Annotated in this window: 12 protein-coding genes; 3 read left to right on the top strand and 9 right to left on the bottom strand. The window is 45.8% G+C overall.

Annotated elements, in window-relative coordinates; genetic code table 11:
* Window positions 1-8: 8 nt before the first annotated feature.
* Complete coding sequence (gene xylA, locus FHS17_RS15420; protein ID WP_167279289.1) at window positions 9-1,322, bottom strand: xylose isomerase; 1,314 nt, start codon at window positions 1,320-1,322, stop codon at window positions 9-11.
* Window positions 1,323-1,537: 215 nt separating this feature from the next.
* On the opposite strand from xylA, the gene FHS17_RS15415 reads away from it, so the two are divergent.
* Window positions 1,538-2,701 carry an ROK family transcriptional regulator gene (locus FHS17_RS15415; RefSeq protein WP_167279288.1) on the top strand — a complete coding sequence of 388 codons (1,164 nt, stop codon included), beginning with the start codon at window positions 1,538-1,540 and terminating at the stop codon, window positions 2,699-2,701.
* Window positions 2,702-2,743: 42 nt separating this feature from the next.
* On the opposite strand, the gene FHS17_RS15410 is transcribed toward FHS17_RS15415, so the two are convergent.
* The 5 genes from FHS17_RS15410 to FHS17_RS15390 form a co-directional block, all read right to left on the bottom strand.
* Complete coding sequence (locus FHS17_RS15410) at window positions 2,744-3,571, bottom strand: hypothetical protein (RefSeq protein WP_167279287.1); 828 nt, start codon at window positions 3,569-3,571, stop codon at window positions 2,744-2,746.
* A gap of 160 nt (window positions 3,572-3,731) precedes the next feature.
* Window positions 3,732-9,530: a hypothetical protein gene (locus FHS17_RS15405; protein ID WP_167279286.1), complete on the bottom strand. Its 5,799-nt coding sequence runs from the start codon at window positions 9,528-9,530 to the stop codon at window positions 3,732-3,734.
* Between the two features lie 725 nt (window positions 9,531-10,255).
* Entirely contained in the window at window positions 10,256-11,464 is a 1,209-nt protein-coding gene (locus FHS17_RS15400; protein ID WP_167279285.1) for an S-layer homology domain-containing protein, read from the bottom strand.
* A gap of 180 nt (window positions 11,465-11,644) precedes the next feature.
* Window positions 11,645-12,865, bottom strand: a complete 1,221-nt coding sequence (locus FHS17_RS15395; protein WP_167279284.1) for an MFS transporter — start codon at window positions 12,863-12,865, stop codon at window positions 11,645-11,647.
* A 27-nt stretch (window positions 12,866-12,892) separates the two neighbouring features.
* Window positions 12,893-13,972 (bottom strand): lactonase family protein, encoded by a 1,080-nt coding sequence (locus tag FHS17_RS15390; protein WP_167279283.1) that lies wholly within the window; start codon window positions 13,970-13,972, stop codon window positions 12,893-12,895.
* A 160-nt stretch (window positions 13,973-14,132) separates the two neighbouring features.
* On the opposite strand from FHS17_RS15390, the gene FHS17_RS15385 reads away from it, so the two are divergent.
* Both FHS17_RS15385 and FHS17_RS15380 read left to right on the top strand, forming a co-directional pair.
* On the top strand, window positions 14,133-14,495 hold the full coding sequence (locus FHS17_RS15385; RefSeq protein ID WP_167279282.1) for a LytTR family transcriptional regulator DNA-binding domain-containing protein: 363 nt from the start codon (window positions 14,133-14,135) through the stop codon (window positions 14,493-14,495).
* Window positions 14,496-14,605: 110 nt separating this feature from the next.
* The gene (locus tag FHS17_RS15380) at window positions 14,606-15,610 is read left to right on the top strand and encodes an aldose 1-epimerase (RefSeq protein WP_167279281.1); all 1,005 of its coding nucleotides are present in this window, start codon (window positions 14,606-14,608) and stop codon (window positions 15,608-15,610) included.
* Window positions 15,611-15,657: 47 nt separating this feature from the next.
* Here FHS17_RS15380 and FHS17_RS15375 read toward each other — a convergent pair whose 3' ends face one another.
* From FHS17_RS15375 to FHS17_RS15365, 3 genes are read right to left on the bottom strand one after another with little or no spacing between them, the layout of a single operon-like run.
* Entirely contained in the window at window positions 15,658-16,626 is a 969-nt protein-coding gene (locus tag FHS17_RS15375) for a 2,3-diaminopropionate biosynthesis protein SbnB (protein WP_167279280.1), read from the bottom strand.
* Window positions 16,623-17,627 carry a 2,3-diaminopropionate biosynthesis protein SbnA gene (sbnA, locus tag FHS17_RS15370; protein ID WP_167279279.1) on the bottom strand — a complete coding sequence of 335 codons (1,005 nt, stop codon included), beginning with the start codon at window positions 17,625-17,627 and terminating at the stop codon, window positions 16,623-16,625. Before sbnA ends, FHS17_RS15375 begins: the two co-directional genes overlap by 4 nt.
* Entirely contained in the window at window positions 17,624-18,886 is a 1,263-nt protein-coding gene (locus tag FHS17_RS15365) for a phenylacetate--CoA ligase family protein (protein ID WP_167279278.1), read from the bottom strand. The genes sbnA and FHS17_RS15365 overlap by 4 nt, the downstream gene beginning before the upstream one ends.
* Window positions 18,887-18,938: the final 52 nt, after the last annotated feature.

Here is an 18,938-nt window from a genome sequence, read left to right as displayed (position 1 = left end):
ATCAGCGATTAAACGCTGAAGATAACTTCGCTGAGCATCAGTCTCATGCGCTCTTGTTTACCGGATTTGTTAACGATTGGGTTGTTTTGCATTGCGTAAGCTTCCAGGGAAGCCAGGGATGCTTTACCAGCAACAACTTCAGCGCCGATGCCGGATTTGAAGCTGCTGTAACGATCTTCAACAATGTTGTCGAAGATTCTTTCTTCGATCAGCTTCGCAGCAGCTTTCAGCCCCCATGCGAAGGAATCCATACCAGCGATGTGAGCCAAGAACAGATCTTCAGCTTCGAACGAACCACGACGTACTTTTGCGTCGAAGTTAACGCCGCCACGGCCGATGCCGCCAGCTTTCAGAACTTCAAACATAGTCAGTGTAGTCGAGTACAGGTCAGTAGGGAATTCATCTGTATCCCAGCCAAGAAGCAGATCGCCTTGGTTCGCATCAAGCGAGCCCAGCATGCCGTTGATTGCAGCTGTACGGATTTCGTGCTCGAAAGTATGACCAGCAAGTGTTGCATGGTTCGCTTCAAGGTTCAGCTTGAAATAGTCTTTCAAGCCGTATTTTTGCAAGAATGCAATTGTTGTAGCGGAGTCGAAGTCGTATTGGTGTTTAGTTGGCTCTTTTGGCTTAGGCTCGATCAGGAATTGTGCGTCGAAGCCGATTTCTTTCGAATAAGCGATAGCCATGTGGTACAGACGAGCCAGGTTATCAAGCTCGAAGCCCATATCTGTGTTCAGAAGGTTTTCGTAACCTTCACGGCCGCCCCAGAATACATAGTTTTCTGCGCCCAGCTCTTTACCAACTTCAAGGCCTTTTTTCAATTGTGCACCAGCGTATGCATATACGTCGGCGTTACAAGTAGTACCTGCACCGTGAACATAACGCGGGTTTGAGAACATGTTAACTGTATTCCAAAGCAATTTCTTGCCGGATTGTTGTTGTTGGTCTTTCAGCATAGCAACAATTACGTCGAGGTTTTTGTTCGACTCTTGCAGTGTTGCACCTTCAGGAGCAATATCCACATCATGGAATGCATAGAACGGCGCGCCGATTTTGTCCAGGAATTCGAAGTTAGCTTCTACGCGTGCTTTCGAACGATCCAGACCATCGAATTTATCCCAACCACGGAACATTGTTGCATTACCAAACGGGTCAGTACCGTTAGCGTTAAAAGTATGCCAGTAAGCAACTGCGAAGCGAAGGTGCTCTTCCATCGTTTTGCCCATTACCACTTGGTTTGGATCATAATGTTTGAATGCAAGCGGATTGTCGGAACCTTTACCTTCGAATTGGATCTTGCCGATGTTAGCGAAATAAGTCATGAGATGAATATCCTCCTTTAAAATGTACGAGTATAATTGCAATCTTCTCGTTAGCTAAATGTGTTTTGAAAACGCTCACCAATAATATAGCACCTGCAACTTAGTTTGTCTATTAAACAAACTAAGTTTTTATGTTAAAATATTTTACAACAGCCTCACTTCGCAAATTCTGATACAATAGGCTGAATGGACGACATGGACGGAGGCAACTGCAGTTGAAAGTGACGACGACAGGCGATTTGACACTGATCAAAAAAATAAATACTTCCATCGTGCTCGAAGCCGTGCTGAAAAATGCCCCCCTCTCACGGGCGCAAATTTCCGAGCTTACTGGGCTGAATAAAGCGACTGTCTCCAACTTGGTGCAAGATTTGATCGACAGTCATCTTATAATAGAGATTGGTCCTGGGGAATCAAGCGGCGGCCGCAAACCGGTTATGCTGCTGTTCAACGGACAAGCGGGTTATGCTGTAGGCATCGACCTTGGTGTTAACTATATTCGCGGCGTGCTTTCCGACCTTGAGGGCAATGTTATTGCAGAATTGCAGAAGAGCCTCAAGAAGCATCAGCTTGAGTTTACCCTTAAGGAACTCGTTCAATGTATTGAAGAACTAATTGGCAAAGCACCGGTAAGTCCGTATGGCATCGTTGGGATTGGCGTAGGTGCTCCTGGTATTGTTGATGATCAAGGCTCGATCCTATTTGCTCCTAACTTGGAGTGGAAGCATATTGAACTGCAGAAGCTGCTTGAGGAGCGGTTCCAGCTTCCAGTGACCATAGATAATGAAGCTAATGCCGGTGCGCAAGGCGAGCAAAAATACGGTATTGGCCGCGGTATCGCCCATCAAATCTATGTCAGCGTCGGGATTGGTATTGGTACAGGCATCATACTTAATAAAGAATTATATAAAGGGGCGACCGGATTCTCCGGTGAGCTTGGGCATTTGTCCATTGAATACAACGGTAAGCCTTGCCGCTGCGGGAATGAAGGCTGTTGGGAGCTGTATGCTTCCGAGAATGCCCTGCTCGAGCAGGCTGCTCCGCTTGGCTTTGATAATTTGGAGGATCTGCTTGAAGCAGCAGAAACAGGCAACGAAGAGATTCGCGCCTTGTTTTATAAAATTGGTGAGTATATGGGTGTAGGCATTTCGAATATCGTCAACGTGTTTAACCCGGATGTTGTCATCATCGGCAACCGGATGAGCCGGGCGAAAACATGGCTGGAGGAAGCGGTTCAGTCCTCCGTCGCACGCCGGACTTTGCCTTATCACCGCGAGCGGCTGAAGATTTTGTTCGCTGAGCTGCAGGATCAATCCGCTGTACGCGGCGCGGCGTATTATGCGATCAGCAAGTTTTTCACGAAAATAAAGAGTGGATAGAATAATGGCTGCCCCTGTTTAGGGACAGCCATTATTTTATTATTAAACTTTATGATCTATGCTGAACGTAATGTTTTTTGGTTTCAAAACTTCATTCACATCAATATACTCAGCAATTTCTTTTGTTGTACCAACGAATGTTGTTCCTATGTATTCATCATAATAATAATACTTCACGATTGTAATATCGTATTGATCGTAGTTCATCCCGCCATAATGATCCCGCGAGTTATATGCAGATTCTTCAGGTGGACCTGTCCACGTATCAGATGCTGTGTAAGTTTTAGAAGCTGTCCCGCTTTCAGAAAGGTTTAAAGCAGTCTTAACAAGTTCTATAACATGACTATTATAAGTCCCTTTTATAAATAATGCGCCAGTAACAGAAACGTTTTGTGATGGGCTGCCGCTTGAATGCCCATTTGCAACACTCACAATAAACTTCTGATTATCTATTGGCCCAACACTGATCCCTACTGCAGTCAGTTTATCAATGGCATAGACTGTTTTTTTATAGACACGATGATCACCGGCACGTGAAGTGGATGTATCATCGTTACCTAAGTGTAACGGGTCAACAAATGATACTATCGCATTCTGAGTAACGCCAGTATCATATTCTTTGTAGCTAGTAATCTCTGAGTCTTCCCCAATAATAGCTCTGAGGGAAGCAGGAGTTGCCTTCTCCTGTTCAACTGCTGGAATGGACTTTTCGGTCTTTTTAAATTCAATTACAGAGGCATCTGCTAAATGAGTTTCAGCATTGATAGAGTCTAGATTCGTCGTTTTATCGGCTGTTGAAAAAACTTTCGTCCCCAATAGTAAGGCTGCAGCGGCAATTAGGACTATTAGGGGGTATATCGATTTCTTCAAAATCCTCAATCCTTCCAATCTCGGTTTGCTCTCATAACATCACTACATAATACCTCACTTCCATAATTTATGAAATCTATTGTTGCAAAACTAGCTTTTCCAAAAAAAACAGACTCCGTTTTATTCGGAGTCTTGTCCAGAGTGGGACAGCAATATTCCATTATTTCAATCGATGTACGCCTACGATATCGTACACATTCCCTTCAATTTGTATCGTGACCAAGTCCCGCTTCACAATGCCATTATTATAGTAAGCGGTAAATTCAAAGTTCAGTGCCCCTTTCACAAACTCCTCGAATGAAGCATCCCACATTTCCCCTTGCCAGCTAGTGCGGGAGGAGTTCGATGATGACAATGACTCAGAGTAAGTCTTCATCTTAACCTCAACTCGATCAACTTTTGTTGCGGTCCCCGTATTTGTTGTTACTGCGGAAAGCATAAATTTCTCCCCCGACCAGAATACGTTATAACCGCGTGGCGACAGCTCGCTGCCGCTTTGCTTCTTGTTGAATTCTTTTCTCTTATCATCCCATTGATCTGTATGCTTCACGTATCCTGTTAATCCAAGTGCGAGTACTTTGACTTTCTTCTCTGTTTGAACAGTTTCCATCCCATCGCTTACGGCAAGCAGCATCGTCCATTCCCCTGTTTCGGTCATACGATATGCCGGCCCCGTTGATGGATAAGGATACTTGAAGGAGTAAGAGAAGGTCTTTGTTACGCCACTTGGGCTAGTAAGTTGATACGTAATTGATAGATCATTGCCGTCAGGATCGTCTACTGCAGTTGTGAATGCAACCGTATCCCCTTCATAGACAGGTTTTGGCGACCAGTCGAAATCAGCTGTCGGCGGGCGGTTCGTCGTAAAATAAATGTATTGATATTTCCCCATGTTACCGGCAATATCCCAGTCTACAACCATCAGACGGTACTTGGCTCCAGCAACTAGTCCACCTACCGAATAGCTGGTTGTCGAATTAGATAGCGGGATGCTGTTTTCCACTGTTCCATTACCGTTCAAATCGATGTTGGTTGTTGAACCGTTATCATTAACCTTTTGCATGTAAAAGGCTCTTGTCGCATGCCCCGATGACGGATCTGCATCACTGAACGGATTAAAGCTGACTTTCACCGAAGTTGGTTTGATATCGAGCTGCTCATTCGTATCATCTGGCGGAATGGTATCTACAAAGAAATAGCCATTCTCGGAATAACTGCCCCACGCAAAGCTGTCATTCGCCCTCGCCCTCCAGTTATGAAGTCCTTCCTTCAGCGCAGATGATGTATAGGTTGTTGTGCTGATCGCACTATTTGTATCTACAACAAGTTCGCCTGTCGCATTATAAAATACCTCATAATCCACTTTGGACACCGGCTGTCCATCTACATCAGTAACAGATACTTTCAGCATCGGCTTGTTATTATTCGTAAAAATGGGAGCTGAAGCTTTCAGTCCATTAAAGCTAAGCAGATGAGTTACTGGCGGTGTATTTAGGATGAAATACACGGTATTGCTGTCATCCGACCAATAACCTTTCGAATACACGCGGCCCTGTACTTTTATTTTCCGCCCCTGCTGAATGCCTTCATCCAGAATAAAGGACGTATCATCACCGGGGTAAGTTCCTTCCATAATCGTTGCTCCATTGTCCACATAAGAAACTTTTAGATAAAACTGCTCCTGCTGATCATGGTCAACGTCATTATAAGTCCAACGCACAATTGGTTCACTGCCAAGCAAAGTTGGAGCAGCTAATGTACCACTTGGGTAAGTAATGACCATTTGTGGTCGATGTTGATTCGCTGTCGGGAGTGCATCTTTGTAAACTCGAGTTTCCGCCCAATAGGACCACACCCCAAAGCCATCCTGCACTTGCTCTTGAATGATCAGTTCTACACCAGGGCGGCTGTAAAGCTCGCGCTTGCCGGACGTCCATGTTGTTTCATCTGCCCATCTTGTCCGGAATGAGCGATTTGCTAAGTAATCCGGAATATCCGGATCGTAAGAGGTATCAAAAGTGGAGTAATCCAAGGTCTCCCCTTCCGGATACACAATACCCGTGAAACGAACATCCGGCTGCGCGTTCGGCCGTCGATGCACATAAAGCTTTTTAGTCACTGGTTCAGACCATTCTTCATACTCATCTATCCCTGGATTGTCTTTTGCCTTAAAGGTGATGTTATAGAGACCCGGCTTATCCAGCATTGGAAGCTTGGTATCGAAGGATTTTCCATCAAATGCACTCAGTCCAAGTGAATTAGCGAAGTAATTCGGATCATGCTGGTAACTCCAATTTTCTAATGACTCCGGATCCTTCTCGATGTCGTCAAAGATAGCATCATACTTGATCTCTTCTCCTACGAGGACGGATTCATGAGTTTCTTCTACATAATAGTCACCGTAGTTTTTTATCTTCACATCACTAAACTTCGCTTGCTGCTGACCAAGTGACATGACGCCTACCGAACCTTTGCTATAGGTGCTGTCTGAAACCTCAATTACCTTAGTATGGTTGATGTAGACGCGCAGCGTTCCATTAGAAGCTTCAAGATCAAACGGATACGTTATAAATGGTGCTCGTTGGTAATCGACCGATTGAAGAACCGTTTTAGAACCCGCTGCAACCTTATACAAAGTGAGCTTGTCTTTGGTCCACTCCGCTGCGTACATATTCTTTCCGTCTTGTACATGGATTGCTGCACCAACTGGTTTATCGTTACCCGCATCATTTACAGCTACATTAAAAGAAAGGCGATCGTTCTTCAGCTTTGTCGCCGGATCATACCATAGTCCCGCCCAAGTTGAGTCAACGGTTTCAACGGTATTATCGTCAATTACTTTCGGATAATCGCCGCTGCCACTCGCAGGTACAAAAGGAAATACATATTGAATACCAGATGCTTGGCCAGGTGCCGAAAAGCCATAGAACGATCCGTCTGGAAGTATGGATGTGTTTAATGTTGGATCTTTCTGAGCAGCACTAGGAAAAGTGTAGCCCGTATCTAAAATCTCGCTTTGATAAACCTTATTGCCATAGTAGTTATTATAGCTATCTACCGGTACTCTACCTGCAGCTGCTATACCTGCATATGGCTTATATGTAGCCGTGGCATAATCCGCAGTAGCACCGTTAATTGGATAAGAGATTTTACCGCTTGGCATTAGAAATGCTTTTGTATTCCCGATTCTATTGCCTCTTGTATTTTCAAAGGTATACTTGGAGCTATTGTATTGAAAATATAAAGGGTTTAAACCACTATCTAATTTGAAATCTCCATACTGGTAACGAACGGTAGAATAGAGTGTTCCATCTGGATAAATAATCGGTGTTGCTGCTCCCCATGATTTTAAAGCTGTAAAACTATCACAGTAAGGGTAGTCTTCACAACTCCAGCTTTCAAATCCAGTAGAAGTTGGTGAGGAAACATTTGGATAGCCAATCCTCGATAGATTACCCGTTGTCTTATTCCAGGAGTATCCATAGATCCCTGTACTCATATAACTATCACTCGAATACATGGATTGAACGTATGCACCAACGGTGAAATACAAATACTTGGTATTCTGATTGATAGACGTTGCTACGATATAAGAAGGGTCCGATTGGTAACTAGTAAATGAACCATAACCCATAACCCCTGTTTCACCATTTACGGCCATTGCATACGTTTCGTAGCCATCATAGGTTGTATAGGTTCCCCAAGTGAGATATAAATCTCCATCCGAGTCTATAACCCCTTTATAGTTCTGTAATATTGTCGGGCTATATCTCATTTCGTTCGTTTTTACGTCCCATTTCACTGACTTATCCAGCATTGAATATTTTACAGCATGAACATTCCAGTATTCTTGAGTCATACCAACCCTTGCACGGTAGGCCATATAGAAATTTTGCCCGTCATCCGAAACCTCAAAGTACATGACGTAAGAAATACCTGTTGATATCGGTATGGTATAGCTGGCAGAGAGTTGACCCTGATTGTTAATTTTCTTGAGCTCATAGGTTGTTGCTTTTGAAGAATCACCAACCCATGCCCCATAATAAAAGTTCTCGTTTTTATCTGCCCCTAAATAGGTTAGACCATTTACTTCGGACAAAGAAAATCTGCTCATTTCCGTACCATTTTTCGCATTGCGTTCTACCATGTCCACGCCTTCACGAGAATACAGGCGATGACCGGCATAAATGTATGGCACAGCTACAGCACCTGCTGGTAATCCCCAAACAGGCAGGTTAGTTAGATCGGCAGCTAATTCGTACTTCGAACGACTATTAGCCCCTAACCCCATATTGGGATACTTAATAAAGAAATCGGCCATCTTTGCATTCTTTGTTTGAAGTGCACCATTGTTCGTTTTCCAGCCGATAGGTTTATTCGTGTTGGTCGTGTATGGCTGAATTAACTTCCACGATCGCATAATCGATTCGCCTGTATAAGCCAAATCTTCAGGTGCACTGTCATCACCTTGATCTGGCTGCTGCGTAAGTCCAGAGACATCAAAGTCCACAAACGGTGCATAGTTAAGCACATTCGTCGCAGCAATCTCAGATGTAGCCGATAATCCGTAATCCTCAGTTACGCTCGCTCGATATTGTCTCTTCCCTACACTTGTATAAGTGATGGGATAGGTATCCTTGAATGGCCCTGTATAAAGGATTGTCCAAGGCTCTTCCTCGTAGTTCCCATCGTTATCATGATCATAACGCTCTTCGAGTTTCATATTGGCTAAAGTATCGCCGTCCACACTTTCGGCCTCAATAAAGACCATAGATTCATTGAAGCGATAAGTCTGTTCCGGAGCCATTATACTCACTATTGGCGGCTGATCGGGAACAACCTCGAATAGATGAGTTCCCCAATCACTCTCGCGTCCTTGAGAATCAAAAACCTTACCCTCAACGGAATAATCCCCAAGGCCAGACGGCCCTTTGGATGGCCAGCCTTCCGTATATCCAGGATCACCAACCTTCTTGAAACGCATTTGATTTTTAGTAAAATCGATGGTTACCCCACGATCTCCTAACGGAGTATACGAGTTAAATAGATGGAAGATACTCGTAAAATCCCTTCCCAGAATAACCTTAGTCGGGCCTGTCACCACTGCAACCGGCTTTGGATCAATAACCTGCAGCGAGGCTGTATCCCATCTTGTTTCTGAACCATTAGTAACCATTATTTTCGCTTGATAGAAGCCAGGTTTATCGAACTTCACATTAGGATATCGATATTGGCTGGAATCCGTTATAACCTCTTGTAAGTTGCTAGAGAATGTCCATTCCATGGATGTATAACCATCAGAGTTATTATCTAGCGTGGATTGATCACCTGTAATGATGGTATTGGGTATAAACCCAACATCTGCGGTTACCGGTGGCGCTGGTGGCGGAGTTGGTGTTCCTCCTGGATTTGGTGTGGAAGTTCCTTCTCTTACCACTGTTGTCATACATTCAATTGGCTCTTCGGCTGTTGTACCATCCGTGAAGTTTACCCGAGCACGCATGACCCATGTCTCGGTATAGCTGTTGACTCCATCAAGCTTGCTCTTGGATATGGTGAAGCTGAACTTCTGCTCGATGCTCTCCAGCCCGTAACCTATCGTTGAAGTCGTGTACTGACTGCCATCATCAGCACGTCCATAAACCGTCCAATTCTTGACTGTCTTATTGCCTTTTCCTGAGAGTGAAGCTGACAGCGTTGCTGTCACTTGTACATCTTTGTCGGCAAACGTTATGTTGTCTGGTTCTGCGGAGCAGTCACAGGATACGGTCGGGGTGTCCTTTGGAGGGAGTGGTTCGTAGGTGACTCGGACTTCGCCTTCGTAGTAATAGGTTTCAGCAGACCAATCAAGCTCCGTCTGTAAACTATATTTTTGGGCAATTGCATTTCCTGAACAACCTGGACAATCCGCCTTATCTAGATAAGAGCTTCTAATAGGAGGGATAGCAACTGTTAGCATCCCTTTCCCTGCTGTCCCTTTACCTTTACTTTCGACTCTATGTTGTGCTCTACCTACTGGTGTCGCCTTCGTAACAGTAAAAGAATCTTGAATTAGACCTGTTTTATAAATATTTGACCCATCAATTGGGGAAATAAAATAAACAGGTGCTTCTACTCCATCACTGACGGATTTAATCCAACCATCATTTGTCCTGAGTTTTTCCCTTATAGCTTGTCCATTATCATCTGTTCCCGGTAAGAATCCTGTGCATATAGAAAGATTTCCACTCCAACAAGCATCTCCCGATTTAGGCGTTACATTATAGGGACCCACTCCGTTACCTTCAATGACCCACTGTTTACCATTTGATCGCCTGTTTATAACTACATACATATCTGACGGAACGCCATCTGCGGTGACTTTAATTTTTGTTCCGTTAACTTTACTTAATGCAAGCTTATTACCGGTAACTGATGAAGATGATTGCAGCGTTAGCTTTGTATTCCCACTACTATCGGCAACCATCATCCATAATTGATATGATTTAGGTTGATAGCCGGATGGTATTGTCAAATCCACAGAAATATTAGATAGCGAAGCGTTGGCATTATATTTTTCACTAGCCTTAAAAGATATAGATTGTAACTTAATAATGCTTGATGCAGAGGCTGTAGTTACGGCGGTATGAAAATTAAATAGACTGAACAATATTACTAGAACAAGAATCTGTGACAGAATCCTTTTTAATGGGCCCATTTATCCTTCACGTCCGTCAAGTAAATTTGTTCTCCACTTCCAAAAGCAACATTATACTTAACTAAATGAATCGGAAATCCACCGTACTTATTAATTTGATTTTGTACATATTCTTTCGGAATTAAGTGGTAGATAAAATTATGGGCTGTACTGTTTGCTTTTTTAAAAGTGAACTCTTCGTTGTTATAATATAAACCTACCCTTTCAACCAATCTCCCATCTGCATACATGTATTGAGAGGCAAGATCTATCATACCTGTGTTTCCTTCAGTATATGTCTGAAAGCTACTAGTCATTGTTATTCCAGATCCATCTGCAACTAAACTTTTCCCGATAATTTTATAAGCAAAGACGTAGCCGTCACTTGGTTTCTCAGCTTTGTTCACCGGATAATAAGTCGCACCCTTCAAATACTCCGCATAATACCCTTTCGTATCCGCAGGATCTAAAACAATCAACTTATCAATCGTCACATTATACTTCTTGCTGATATCCACCGAGTAAGGCAACTTCACCAAATCATTCTGATCAAACATCGTGATCATATTATGCCTATGCCAAGCAATCTCCGCTGCACTTGATGCTCCTTGGTCTACGGTTAACGTACCGCCATTAGCCAGCTTAAGCAGACGAGTGACCAGCACTGCTGCCTCCGCACGCGTCGTCGTGCCTTCTGTATTAATGGTCTCAGCTTTTGTGCCAGAACGTGAAAGGATCCCCTTGTTAACAGCACGGAACATCAGCTCCGCAGCACTTAGCTTTTTACTCCGATAATCCGTATACTCACCACGTACTGCGAGCTTTGCCATCTCATTACGCGTCGCCGGATTGTTGAGATTGCCCGGGTAATCACCCTCCATATATACGCCAGCTTTCGACAACGCCGTTTGGTAAGGTGAGTACCAAGTAGATCCGCCTGTACCCACTTCGAGCTTAAATGTCAGAGCCATTACTTTTAACAACTCTGCCCTCGTGATTGTATTATTCGGCTTATAAGTACCATCCGTATAGCCGTTCAACACTCCTGCCTTTACCGCTGTCTCAATTGATGATTCTGCCCAATGGCCGCTAATATCTGTAAACGAAGGCTTAGCCGCAGCCACCGCATTTTCCGCTTTACCTATCAATCCCGATCCTGCCAAACTCCCCGCCAAAACCACACCAGCTAATGCAATCGATACCCAACCATTTCTCACAATCTATCATCTCCTTCGCTAATTTAGGGCCTATTAACCTACCTTTTCCCCTCCGTATACACAAAATTGGATAGAAAAAAAGCACACAAAAAACCTGTAAGGCTTTTGGCGTGCTTCGCTCAAAAATTATTTCTATAATATCGTATTTTATCTTTTTCTGTCAAATGTTACCGATTACTATTATTCTCTTCGATCTTTCGGAAGCAAAATGGATAACAAGCCAACCAACGGCAGGAAGCTGCTCGCTACCATCGTATCGATAATGCCATAATGATCGGCTGCGGTACCGAGTACAATTGAACCAAGGCCGCCCATGCCGAAGGCAAGACCCGTAATTAGTCCGGATGCCATACCTACTTTACCCGGCAGAAGCTCCTGCGCATACACGACACTTACCGAGAAACCCGACTGCAGGATAAAACCAAGAATAAAAGTAACTGGATATACCCAGCCGAGCGACACATGTGGCAGCAGCAATGCGAATGGCGCCGATCCTGCGATTGAGAACAACATCATTCGTTTCCGACCGAATCTGTCAGACAGGATTCCACCGAAGAAGGTACCTAGTACGCCCGCCGCCATAAAGATAAAGAGCGGAACCTGAGCAGCTTTTATGGACAAGCCATACTTATCCTGCATGTAGAAGTTATAAAAGCTTCCGATCCCAGCCGAATACCACGAGCGTGCGAAGACAAGAACCAGCAGCAGGGTAAGGGCGAAAGCGATCACTTTACTGTTGTACGGTGATACCGCTGGCGCGGAGCCAGCCGCCTTTTTCTTAACTGGAGCACCATTCTGTGCAAGCTGCGCCCCATACCAAGGAACAACTCTCAGCAACACAATAATCGCAGCAATAGCCAGGAAAGTACCTAATACAGCACCCTTCTGACCTAGCGGGACAAAGATATAAATCGTCATCAGCGGCGCAAGCGCCTGGCCGAAGTTACCACCAACCTGATAAATGGACTGTGCAAGTCCACGCCGCTCACCCGCAGCGAAGAACACAACCCGGGAACCTTCCGGATGGAATACGGCTGAACCAAAGCCTACAAATACAACGGCGAGAAGCAGCATCCAGAAGCTAGGCGCATAAGCGAGTCCTGCCATACCGACCAAACTGCAGGCCATCCCCACCGGAAGCATCCAAGGAGCTGGTTTTTTATCCGACAAGTATCCAACTGCAGGCTGCAGTACGGAAGACGTCATATTAAGCGTAAAAGCAATCCAGCCGATCTGGCCGAATTTTAGTCCAAGCGAATCTTCGAAAATCGGGAATAAAGCGGATACGACTGATTGCATCGCATCATTAAGTAAATGAACAGAGCTTATGGCAAAAAGAATAGAATATACCGTCCCCAGCTTGACGGCTGGAGAGATTTTCGCCGAATTGCTAACTGACATGAACAATTCCTTCTTTCTTGTACCAAGCTACTCAGCTGCTCCTAGGCGAATACATACCGGGCTTGGCACTTCGAATATCGTTCCTTTTGATTGTATAAGTCCCGTCTCCGGATCAACCGCAAACAACACAATATTACCTGTTTTCTGATTCGCAACAAGCAGCTGTCCGCCGCCTGGCAGCACGGCAAAGTTACGAGGTGCATCACCTTCGCAGGAAGCATTCTGAATGAGAGTCAAACTTCCATCTGCCTGATCAACCGTAAACACAGCAATACTGTTATGACCACGGTTCGAGCTGTACAAGAAACGACCTGATGGAGACAAATGAATATCCGCCGCATCATTGTAACCAGCAAAGCCTTCCGGCAATGCAGATACCGTCTGAACCGGAGTCAATTCACCATTGTCCGATGATACAGTCAGAAGTGTAATTGTAGAGTCCAGCTCATTCATCACATAAGCCGTGGACAAGCTTTGATGGAAGACGATATGACGAGGTCCTGCTCCACCATGCAGCTTGCATGAGCTTTGCAATGTCAGCTTCGTTCCTTCTTCGATTTTAAACGTATGAATCAAGTCCGTTCCAAGATCGTTCAGATACACATAGCCGCCGTTCACGACAATAGCATGCGCATGAGGCGCATCCTGGCGCGCAGTATTACTGCCAAGAGGAGCTTCCTCACGGACAATAGACGTTGCAGGAGCAATCGTACCATCCTCATTTATCGGGAGAAGTGATGCGTTACCGCCTGAATAATTGGCAACAAGCACAGCTTTATTCCCTTCATCAATCGTTATGTAACAAGGGTCTGCGCCATGCGTCAGCTGGCGGTTCAACTCCGTCAATGTCCCGCTGCCTTGTTCAATAGCAAAGGATACGACCGAGCCGCCAATTTCAGCACCTGTACGGCCGGTTTCACTAACCGCATACAAATGAAGGCCAGATGAACCTACCGCCAAATACGATGCATTTTCCACACCCGTAACTTGCTGCTTTACCGTGATTTCTCCCTTATCTCCGTCAAATGCACAAACGAGGATCGTTGGCTCCGATGATGCTCCGTAAGAGCCAATATAAATCGTTCTATTAAGAGATGCGCCCATCATTCAACACCCTTTCCGATATAGAGTACAGTAAAGTGAACATAGCACATGCGAACACTCGGATCAACGATTTTTAAAAAATGTCTTTTCATCCATGAATAGGCGTGTTATAATGTAAGCGCTATCAAAATCAGTAGTTCACATTTCTTGAGGGGGAATCGGAATGATGAATACTACGCTGAGCGGCCGAAATGTTTATGAGGATTTCGAACTGGAGTCAGACGTGCTTTACTTTAAACTTGGGACACTTGGTTTAGTAAGCTTCCACGGCAGAAACTACAACATAAAGAAGAGAATGACTGCCGAACAGATCGAGCAGCTAACAGCTAATAGCAGTTTCTACCCGGTGAATACGAATTGCTACATTAATATCGGCAAGATCAAGTCCATTGCTGGCGGCGTCGTTTATTTCGGCTCGGAATATTCCGAATCGAAGCAGGTACCGGTCCCTAGAAGAAAACAATACGTGCTTCAGCAGCTCTTCACGCAACGTACCATTAATAACGAGCTGCGCATTACGCCATAAGCTTAGCCTGTATAGACAACCGCCGCGTTTCCACTAGGGAATGCGGCGGTTGTCTGTTCAAGTTCATCCTGTTATTCTAATGAAAGATTGATTATAAGGAGGCAATAACTTTGACTACGCAAGGAAAAGCATTCGAGCAAGTGTATAAAGGCGAGCCAGCGGTATGGCTGCAATGGGGTTCTTATGAAGCTGCCGTGCTTCCTGAAGTTGGTGCGAATCTAATCGCTTTCCGTGATACAAGCAAAGGTTACCATATTCTTCGCGAGCCGGCGGAGCAAGAGATGGAAGCTTTTAAAGCTAATCCAGGTATTCATGGTATCCCAGTGCTATTCCCGCCTAACCGTTACGAAGATGGCCGATTCGAGTTTAACGGCAGAACATACAACTTCCCAATTAACGAGCCAAAAACAGGCAACCACCTGCACGGCTTTGCCCATACGGCAATCTGGAACGTTGAAGATTATGGCGTAAACAAAACAGAAAGCTATGTAACACTAGCGCTGTCGGTTGACGAGAAGCATCCAATTTTCGAATTCCTGCCTCATGTCTTTACCCTTCGTCTTCGTTATGCCCTGAATGATACAGGCCTTCTTCAACATATTTCCGTACATAATGAAGGACAAGATGCAATGCCTTGTATGGTCGCTTTCCATACTGCGGTTAATGCACCATTCGCTCCAAACAGTACACCTGAAGACTGCTCCTTCACCATGACAATCGGCAACCGTTGGGAAATGAGCGAGCGCATGCTGCCTACCAGTAAGTTCCTTCCTTTGTCCGATGGTGAAAAAGCGATCCAATCCACTGGTGTACCTACTTATTGGGAAGCCATGGACAACCATTATACAGCTGAGCCGCGTAATGGCCGCAACCAAATGGTGCTGACGGACTCGCGCGAGCAAGTATCGCTCGTATACGATGTTGGTACTGCCTTCAAACAATGGATGGTATGGAATAACAATGCGACAAAAGGCTTCTTCTGCCCTGAGCCGCAGCTCAACCTGGTTAATGCACCAAATGTGGACCTGCCTGCTGACGAGATTGGCCTTGTAAGCCTGGAGCCAGGCGGCATCTGGGAGAACTCGAGCCGCTTCTACTTAAGAGCAGCGAAGTAATAGAAATACGAAAGGAGCCTGGCAATTCATTGCCTAGGCTCCTTTATTTACTCTAATCTTTTCCCAACCCCGAGACGAACAGCTGCATTAGCATAATGTGCCGCCACTGCAACATCGAATACAGCCAGCCCCATTGGAGTGAACAAAGTTGGTCCTTCTGCCCGAATAACCTGCTCCAGCGGAAGGGCAATGGCTTCCGACAACGTCATCGTATCCTTTTCCTGTAAACCAGCGGACAGATGCAGCCTCTCTGTATCCGTATCCGCACGACATACCTCTTCCCAGCTGTCGACAATGGTGGTTCCTACATTACTCAGTGCAGTCAGATGATAATCACGCAGCGATACATGCATCAGAATTGTACCCGGCGCTGCAGCTTCATCTATATAACGTTCCGGTGCTGCGGTACAAGTGAACACAACATCGGCACCACGATAAGCGTCCTGCCAAGTGGCTGCCTTCTCGACCGGAATCGTCACCGGCACACCATTCAGCCATTCCACTACATCTATGTCACGCCGGTCAAAAGCCACAATCCGGCTAATCCGGCTGCTCAGCAAGCCATTCAGCATATGAACATGCATGCGGCCAATTGGCCCCATGCCAATCAATGCAACACGGAGCGGCCTCTCGCCTCCAGTGACCAGCTTACGCAGCAAAGCACCGCTGACTGCTGCTGTGCGAATGGCACTGATGAGACTGCCTTGAATTAAAGCTGTGGGAACTCCTGTATCTGGATCGTTCAGCACGGTGACACTATTCGCCCGCGGCAGTCCCATATCGATGTTGCCAGGGAAACTAGCAATCCACTTCAAGCCTGCAGCACGTACCGGGCGGCTGACATAAGCCGGCATGGCGATAATTCGATTACGCTCGTTGCCATATTTCAGATATGGTTTGATCGGCTGTGCACATTCCTCCGCTGCAAAGGCAGCTGAAGCTTCTTCAATCACTCGAGCGAGTTCAGCCCAGTTAATACCGATAAGCTCCAAATCCCGCTCATTCAAATAGATCATTCTTCAATCGCCCCTCCTTGCTTATGCAGACCAGCCGTAAAGTCATTGCCGAACCATTTCGAGACCCATGTGTCGTCATATACGGTATTCAAGTATCTTTCTCCCCGGTCCGGCAGCAGCACAGCACAGGTTGAACCAGGCTCGATATAAGGACTGTATTTTTCCACCGCCCTGATGACGCCGCCCGAGGAACCACCTGCAAGGATCGACTCCATACGAACCAGCTTCCGACAGCCGGTAATACAATCTCGGTCATTCACTTTAACAATTTCATGAATACCCTCATCCGGACACAGCCCTGGCTTGATCCCAGCTCCGAGCCCTGGCAGCATGCGGGTAACCTTGCCTTTCTCCCCGCCAAAAATAATACTGCCCTCTGCATCCACCGCAATCACTTTTGTCTTCAGTCCGTTTAACCGAATATAGTCCACGCAGCCACGAATCGTTCCGCATGTACTTACACCACAAAACAAATAGTCGAGATGCGGCAGATCGGCAGCCATCTCTGCCATCGTCGTCTGCTGATGGGACAAGGAGTTATTCTTATTGCCATACTGATTCGGCCAGAATGCATCCGGAAGCCGCTTCAGCCAGCGGCGAACACGGGCAAGCCTTGCAGGAACAAATTCTCCTGTCTCCGGGTCCGGCTTTTTGACCAAGTCAATTCTTGCACCGTAGGCGCGAAGCACCCGTAAGTTTGCTTCCGTTGTTTTGGGGTCAACAACGCAAATAAATGTAAAACCCATCGTATTGCATAATTGCGCAAGCCCTACTGCCAAATTACCTGAACTGGATTCTACGATGACGGAGCCAGGTCTGATCCGGCCTTCCTCCAGAGCAGCTAGCAGCATCGCTTTAGCTGGACGGTCTTTCACACTGCCTCCGGGATTATGCATCTCCAACTTCGCATAGATGTCAAAATGGGCATGCTCAAACAGTCTTCCTAGCTTCACCATAGGGGTATTGCCGATCATCGAGGCTATATTATTGTAAACGGTCATTGACCATCACTTCTTTGGCTTGCTTGCTGCACAAACAGCTTCTTCTGCTTAATCGGTTTTTTACCTGATCCCTCCGGTGATGGATCGTCCATATCATTACTAAGGAATACAACATCCATCTCCTCAAGGAGTCCACCGCGGATCATCGCGCCAATTGCAGGTATCGTACTATGCAGTTCGTCACGAATCACCTCTCTTAATGCTTCATTAATGACTTCAACAGTCGTTATCATTACCTGCAGTTTGTTGCCGTTTACGAGAACCTTAACGACTGCTTGCTGAACATGTTGAAAGATCGCATTCTCAATATCGTAAATACTGATTTTTTCGCCATGCTTCAGCTCAGGTCCAACCCGCTTCACGATAGCCTCAAAGGTGGTGATCAACTTGCCATCTTGCTCCTCGACTCGCAAATCCCGGACTACATCATAAGTGACGAAACGGAGTGCCGGGAAACGCCGACGCACAAGTGATGTGAGGACCAGCAGTTGCTCGCCTGGAGGAAGTTCAACATCAGGCAGTCCCGCTTCAGCAGGCGTAACCCCTTCTGCGATAACGCCATCCATCACGACATAACGCTCAATTGACTGATCATAATAAGCGATCGTCCCAATCTCAATGCTGCCGAGTGTATCCATTACATCATGCTCGGTAATCCCAAGCCTCTCCGCAACCCTCTGCCTCCATGCAGGTGGAGCCGGTTCCCCAACCAGAATCACACATTGCAGCCCCCACTTGAAATCCGGTGGAGCGACACGAAGCATCCCGTCCAGAAGCGAAGGCATTGTATACAGCACATCCGGCTGGTAGTCGGCAATTCGCAGCAAATGAGCCGCCGCCGGCAGCCCGAATGGAACAGACTCACACGCAAGGCCAATTCCTTCGAAAATTTGCACAGCCGTAGCCTCTGCATGACCTGTCCCCATATCACTCAGCGCCCGAGACACGTTATAGCCTTTCAGAAGTTCCGCAAACATCTCTATTTTATACTGAATATAAGCTTCTTCATCTATCGCATCATAGTAGATTGCCTTACGTTTATTGCCGCTTGTACCTGATGTTCGATATACATTCCACTCCTGTGGGACAGCCTGCTCATCACTCTCGTAATAGGGAAGCAAACGTTCCTGCGTCAGAAGTGGAATATCCCCCCAATCCATCGCATCTCTATCTCCCGTGATAGATTTATACCAAGGATAAAACTGTCTCACTTCCTCCCATTTGGCTTGAAGAGAGAGTTTATTCTTAGAAATAGGCATGAAGCATCCTCCATTTCAGTCGATCAATATCCCTCCATCGTATGCGCCCCAA

The sequence above is a fragment of the Paenibacillus lupini genome (assembly GCF_011761355.1).
GTDB classification, from domain to species: domain Bacteria; phylum Bacillota; class Bacilli; order Paenibacillales; family Paenibacillaceae; genus Pristimantibacillus; species Pristimantibacillus lupini.
Note: the sequence above shows the minus strand (reverse complement) of the source record. Positions and strands in the feature narration are given on the sequence as shown.

Coding starts and splice junctions, on each gene's coding strand:
- xylA (WP_167279289.1), bottom strand. CDS start 1,322: ATGACTTATTTCGCTAACATCGGCAAGATCCAATTCGAAGGTAAAGGT.
- FHS17_RS15405 (WP_167279286.1), bottom strand. CDS start 9,530: ATGCTAACAGTTGCTATCCCTCCTATTAGAAGCTCTTATCTAGATAAG.
- FHS17_RS15395 (WP_167279284.1), bottom strand. CDS start 12,865: ATGTCAGTTAGCAATTCGGCGAAAATCTCTCCAGCCGTCAAGCTGGGG.
- FHS17_RS15390 (WP_167279283.1), bottom strand. CDS start 13,972: ATGATGGGCGCATCTCTTAATAGAACGATTTATATTGGCTCTTACGGA.
- FHS17_RS15385 (WP_167279282.1), top strand. CDS start 14,133: ATGATGAATACTACGCTGAGCGGCCGAAATGTTTATGAGGATTTCGAA.
- FHS17_RS15375 (WP_167279280.1), bottom strand. CDS start 16,626: ATGATCTATTTGAATGAGCGGGATTTGGAGCTTATCGGTATTAACTGG.
- sbnA (WP_167279279.1), bottom strand. CDS start 17,627: ATGACCGTTTACAATAATATAGCCTCGATGATCGGCAATACCCCTATG.
- FHS17_RS15365 (WP_167279278.1), bottom strand. CDS start 18,886: ATGCCTATTTCTAAGAATAAACTCTCTCTTCAAGCCAAATGGGAGGAA.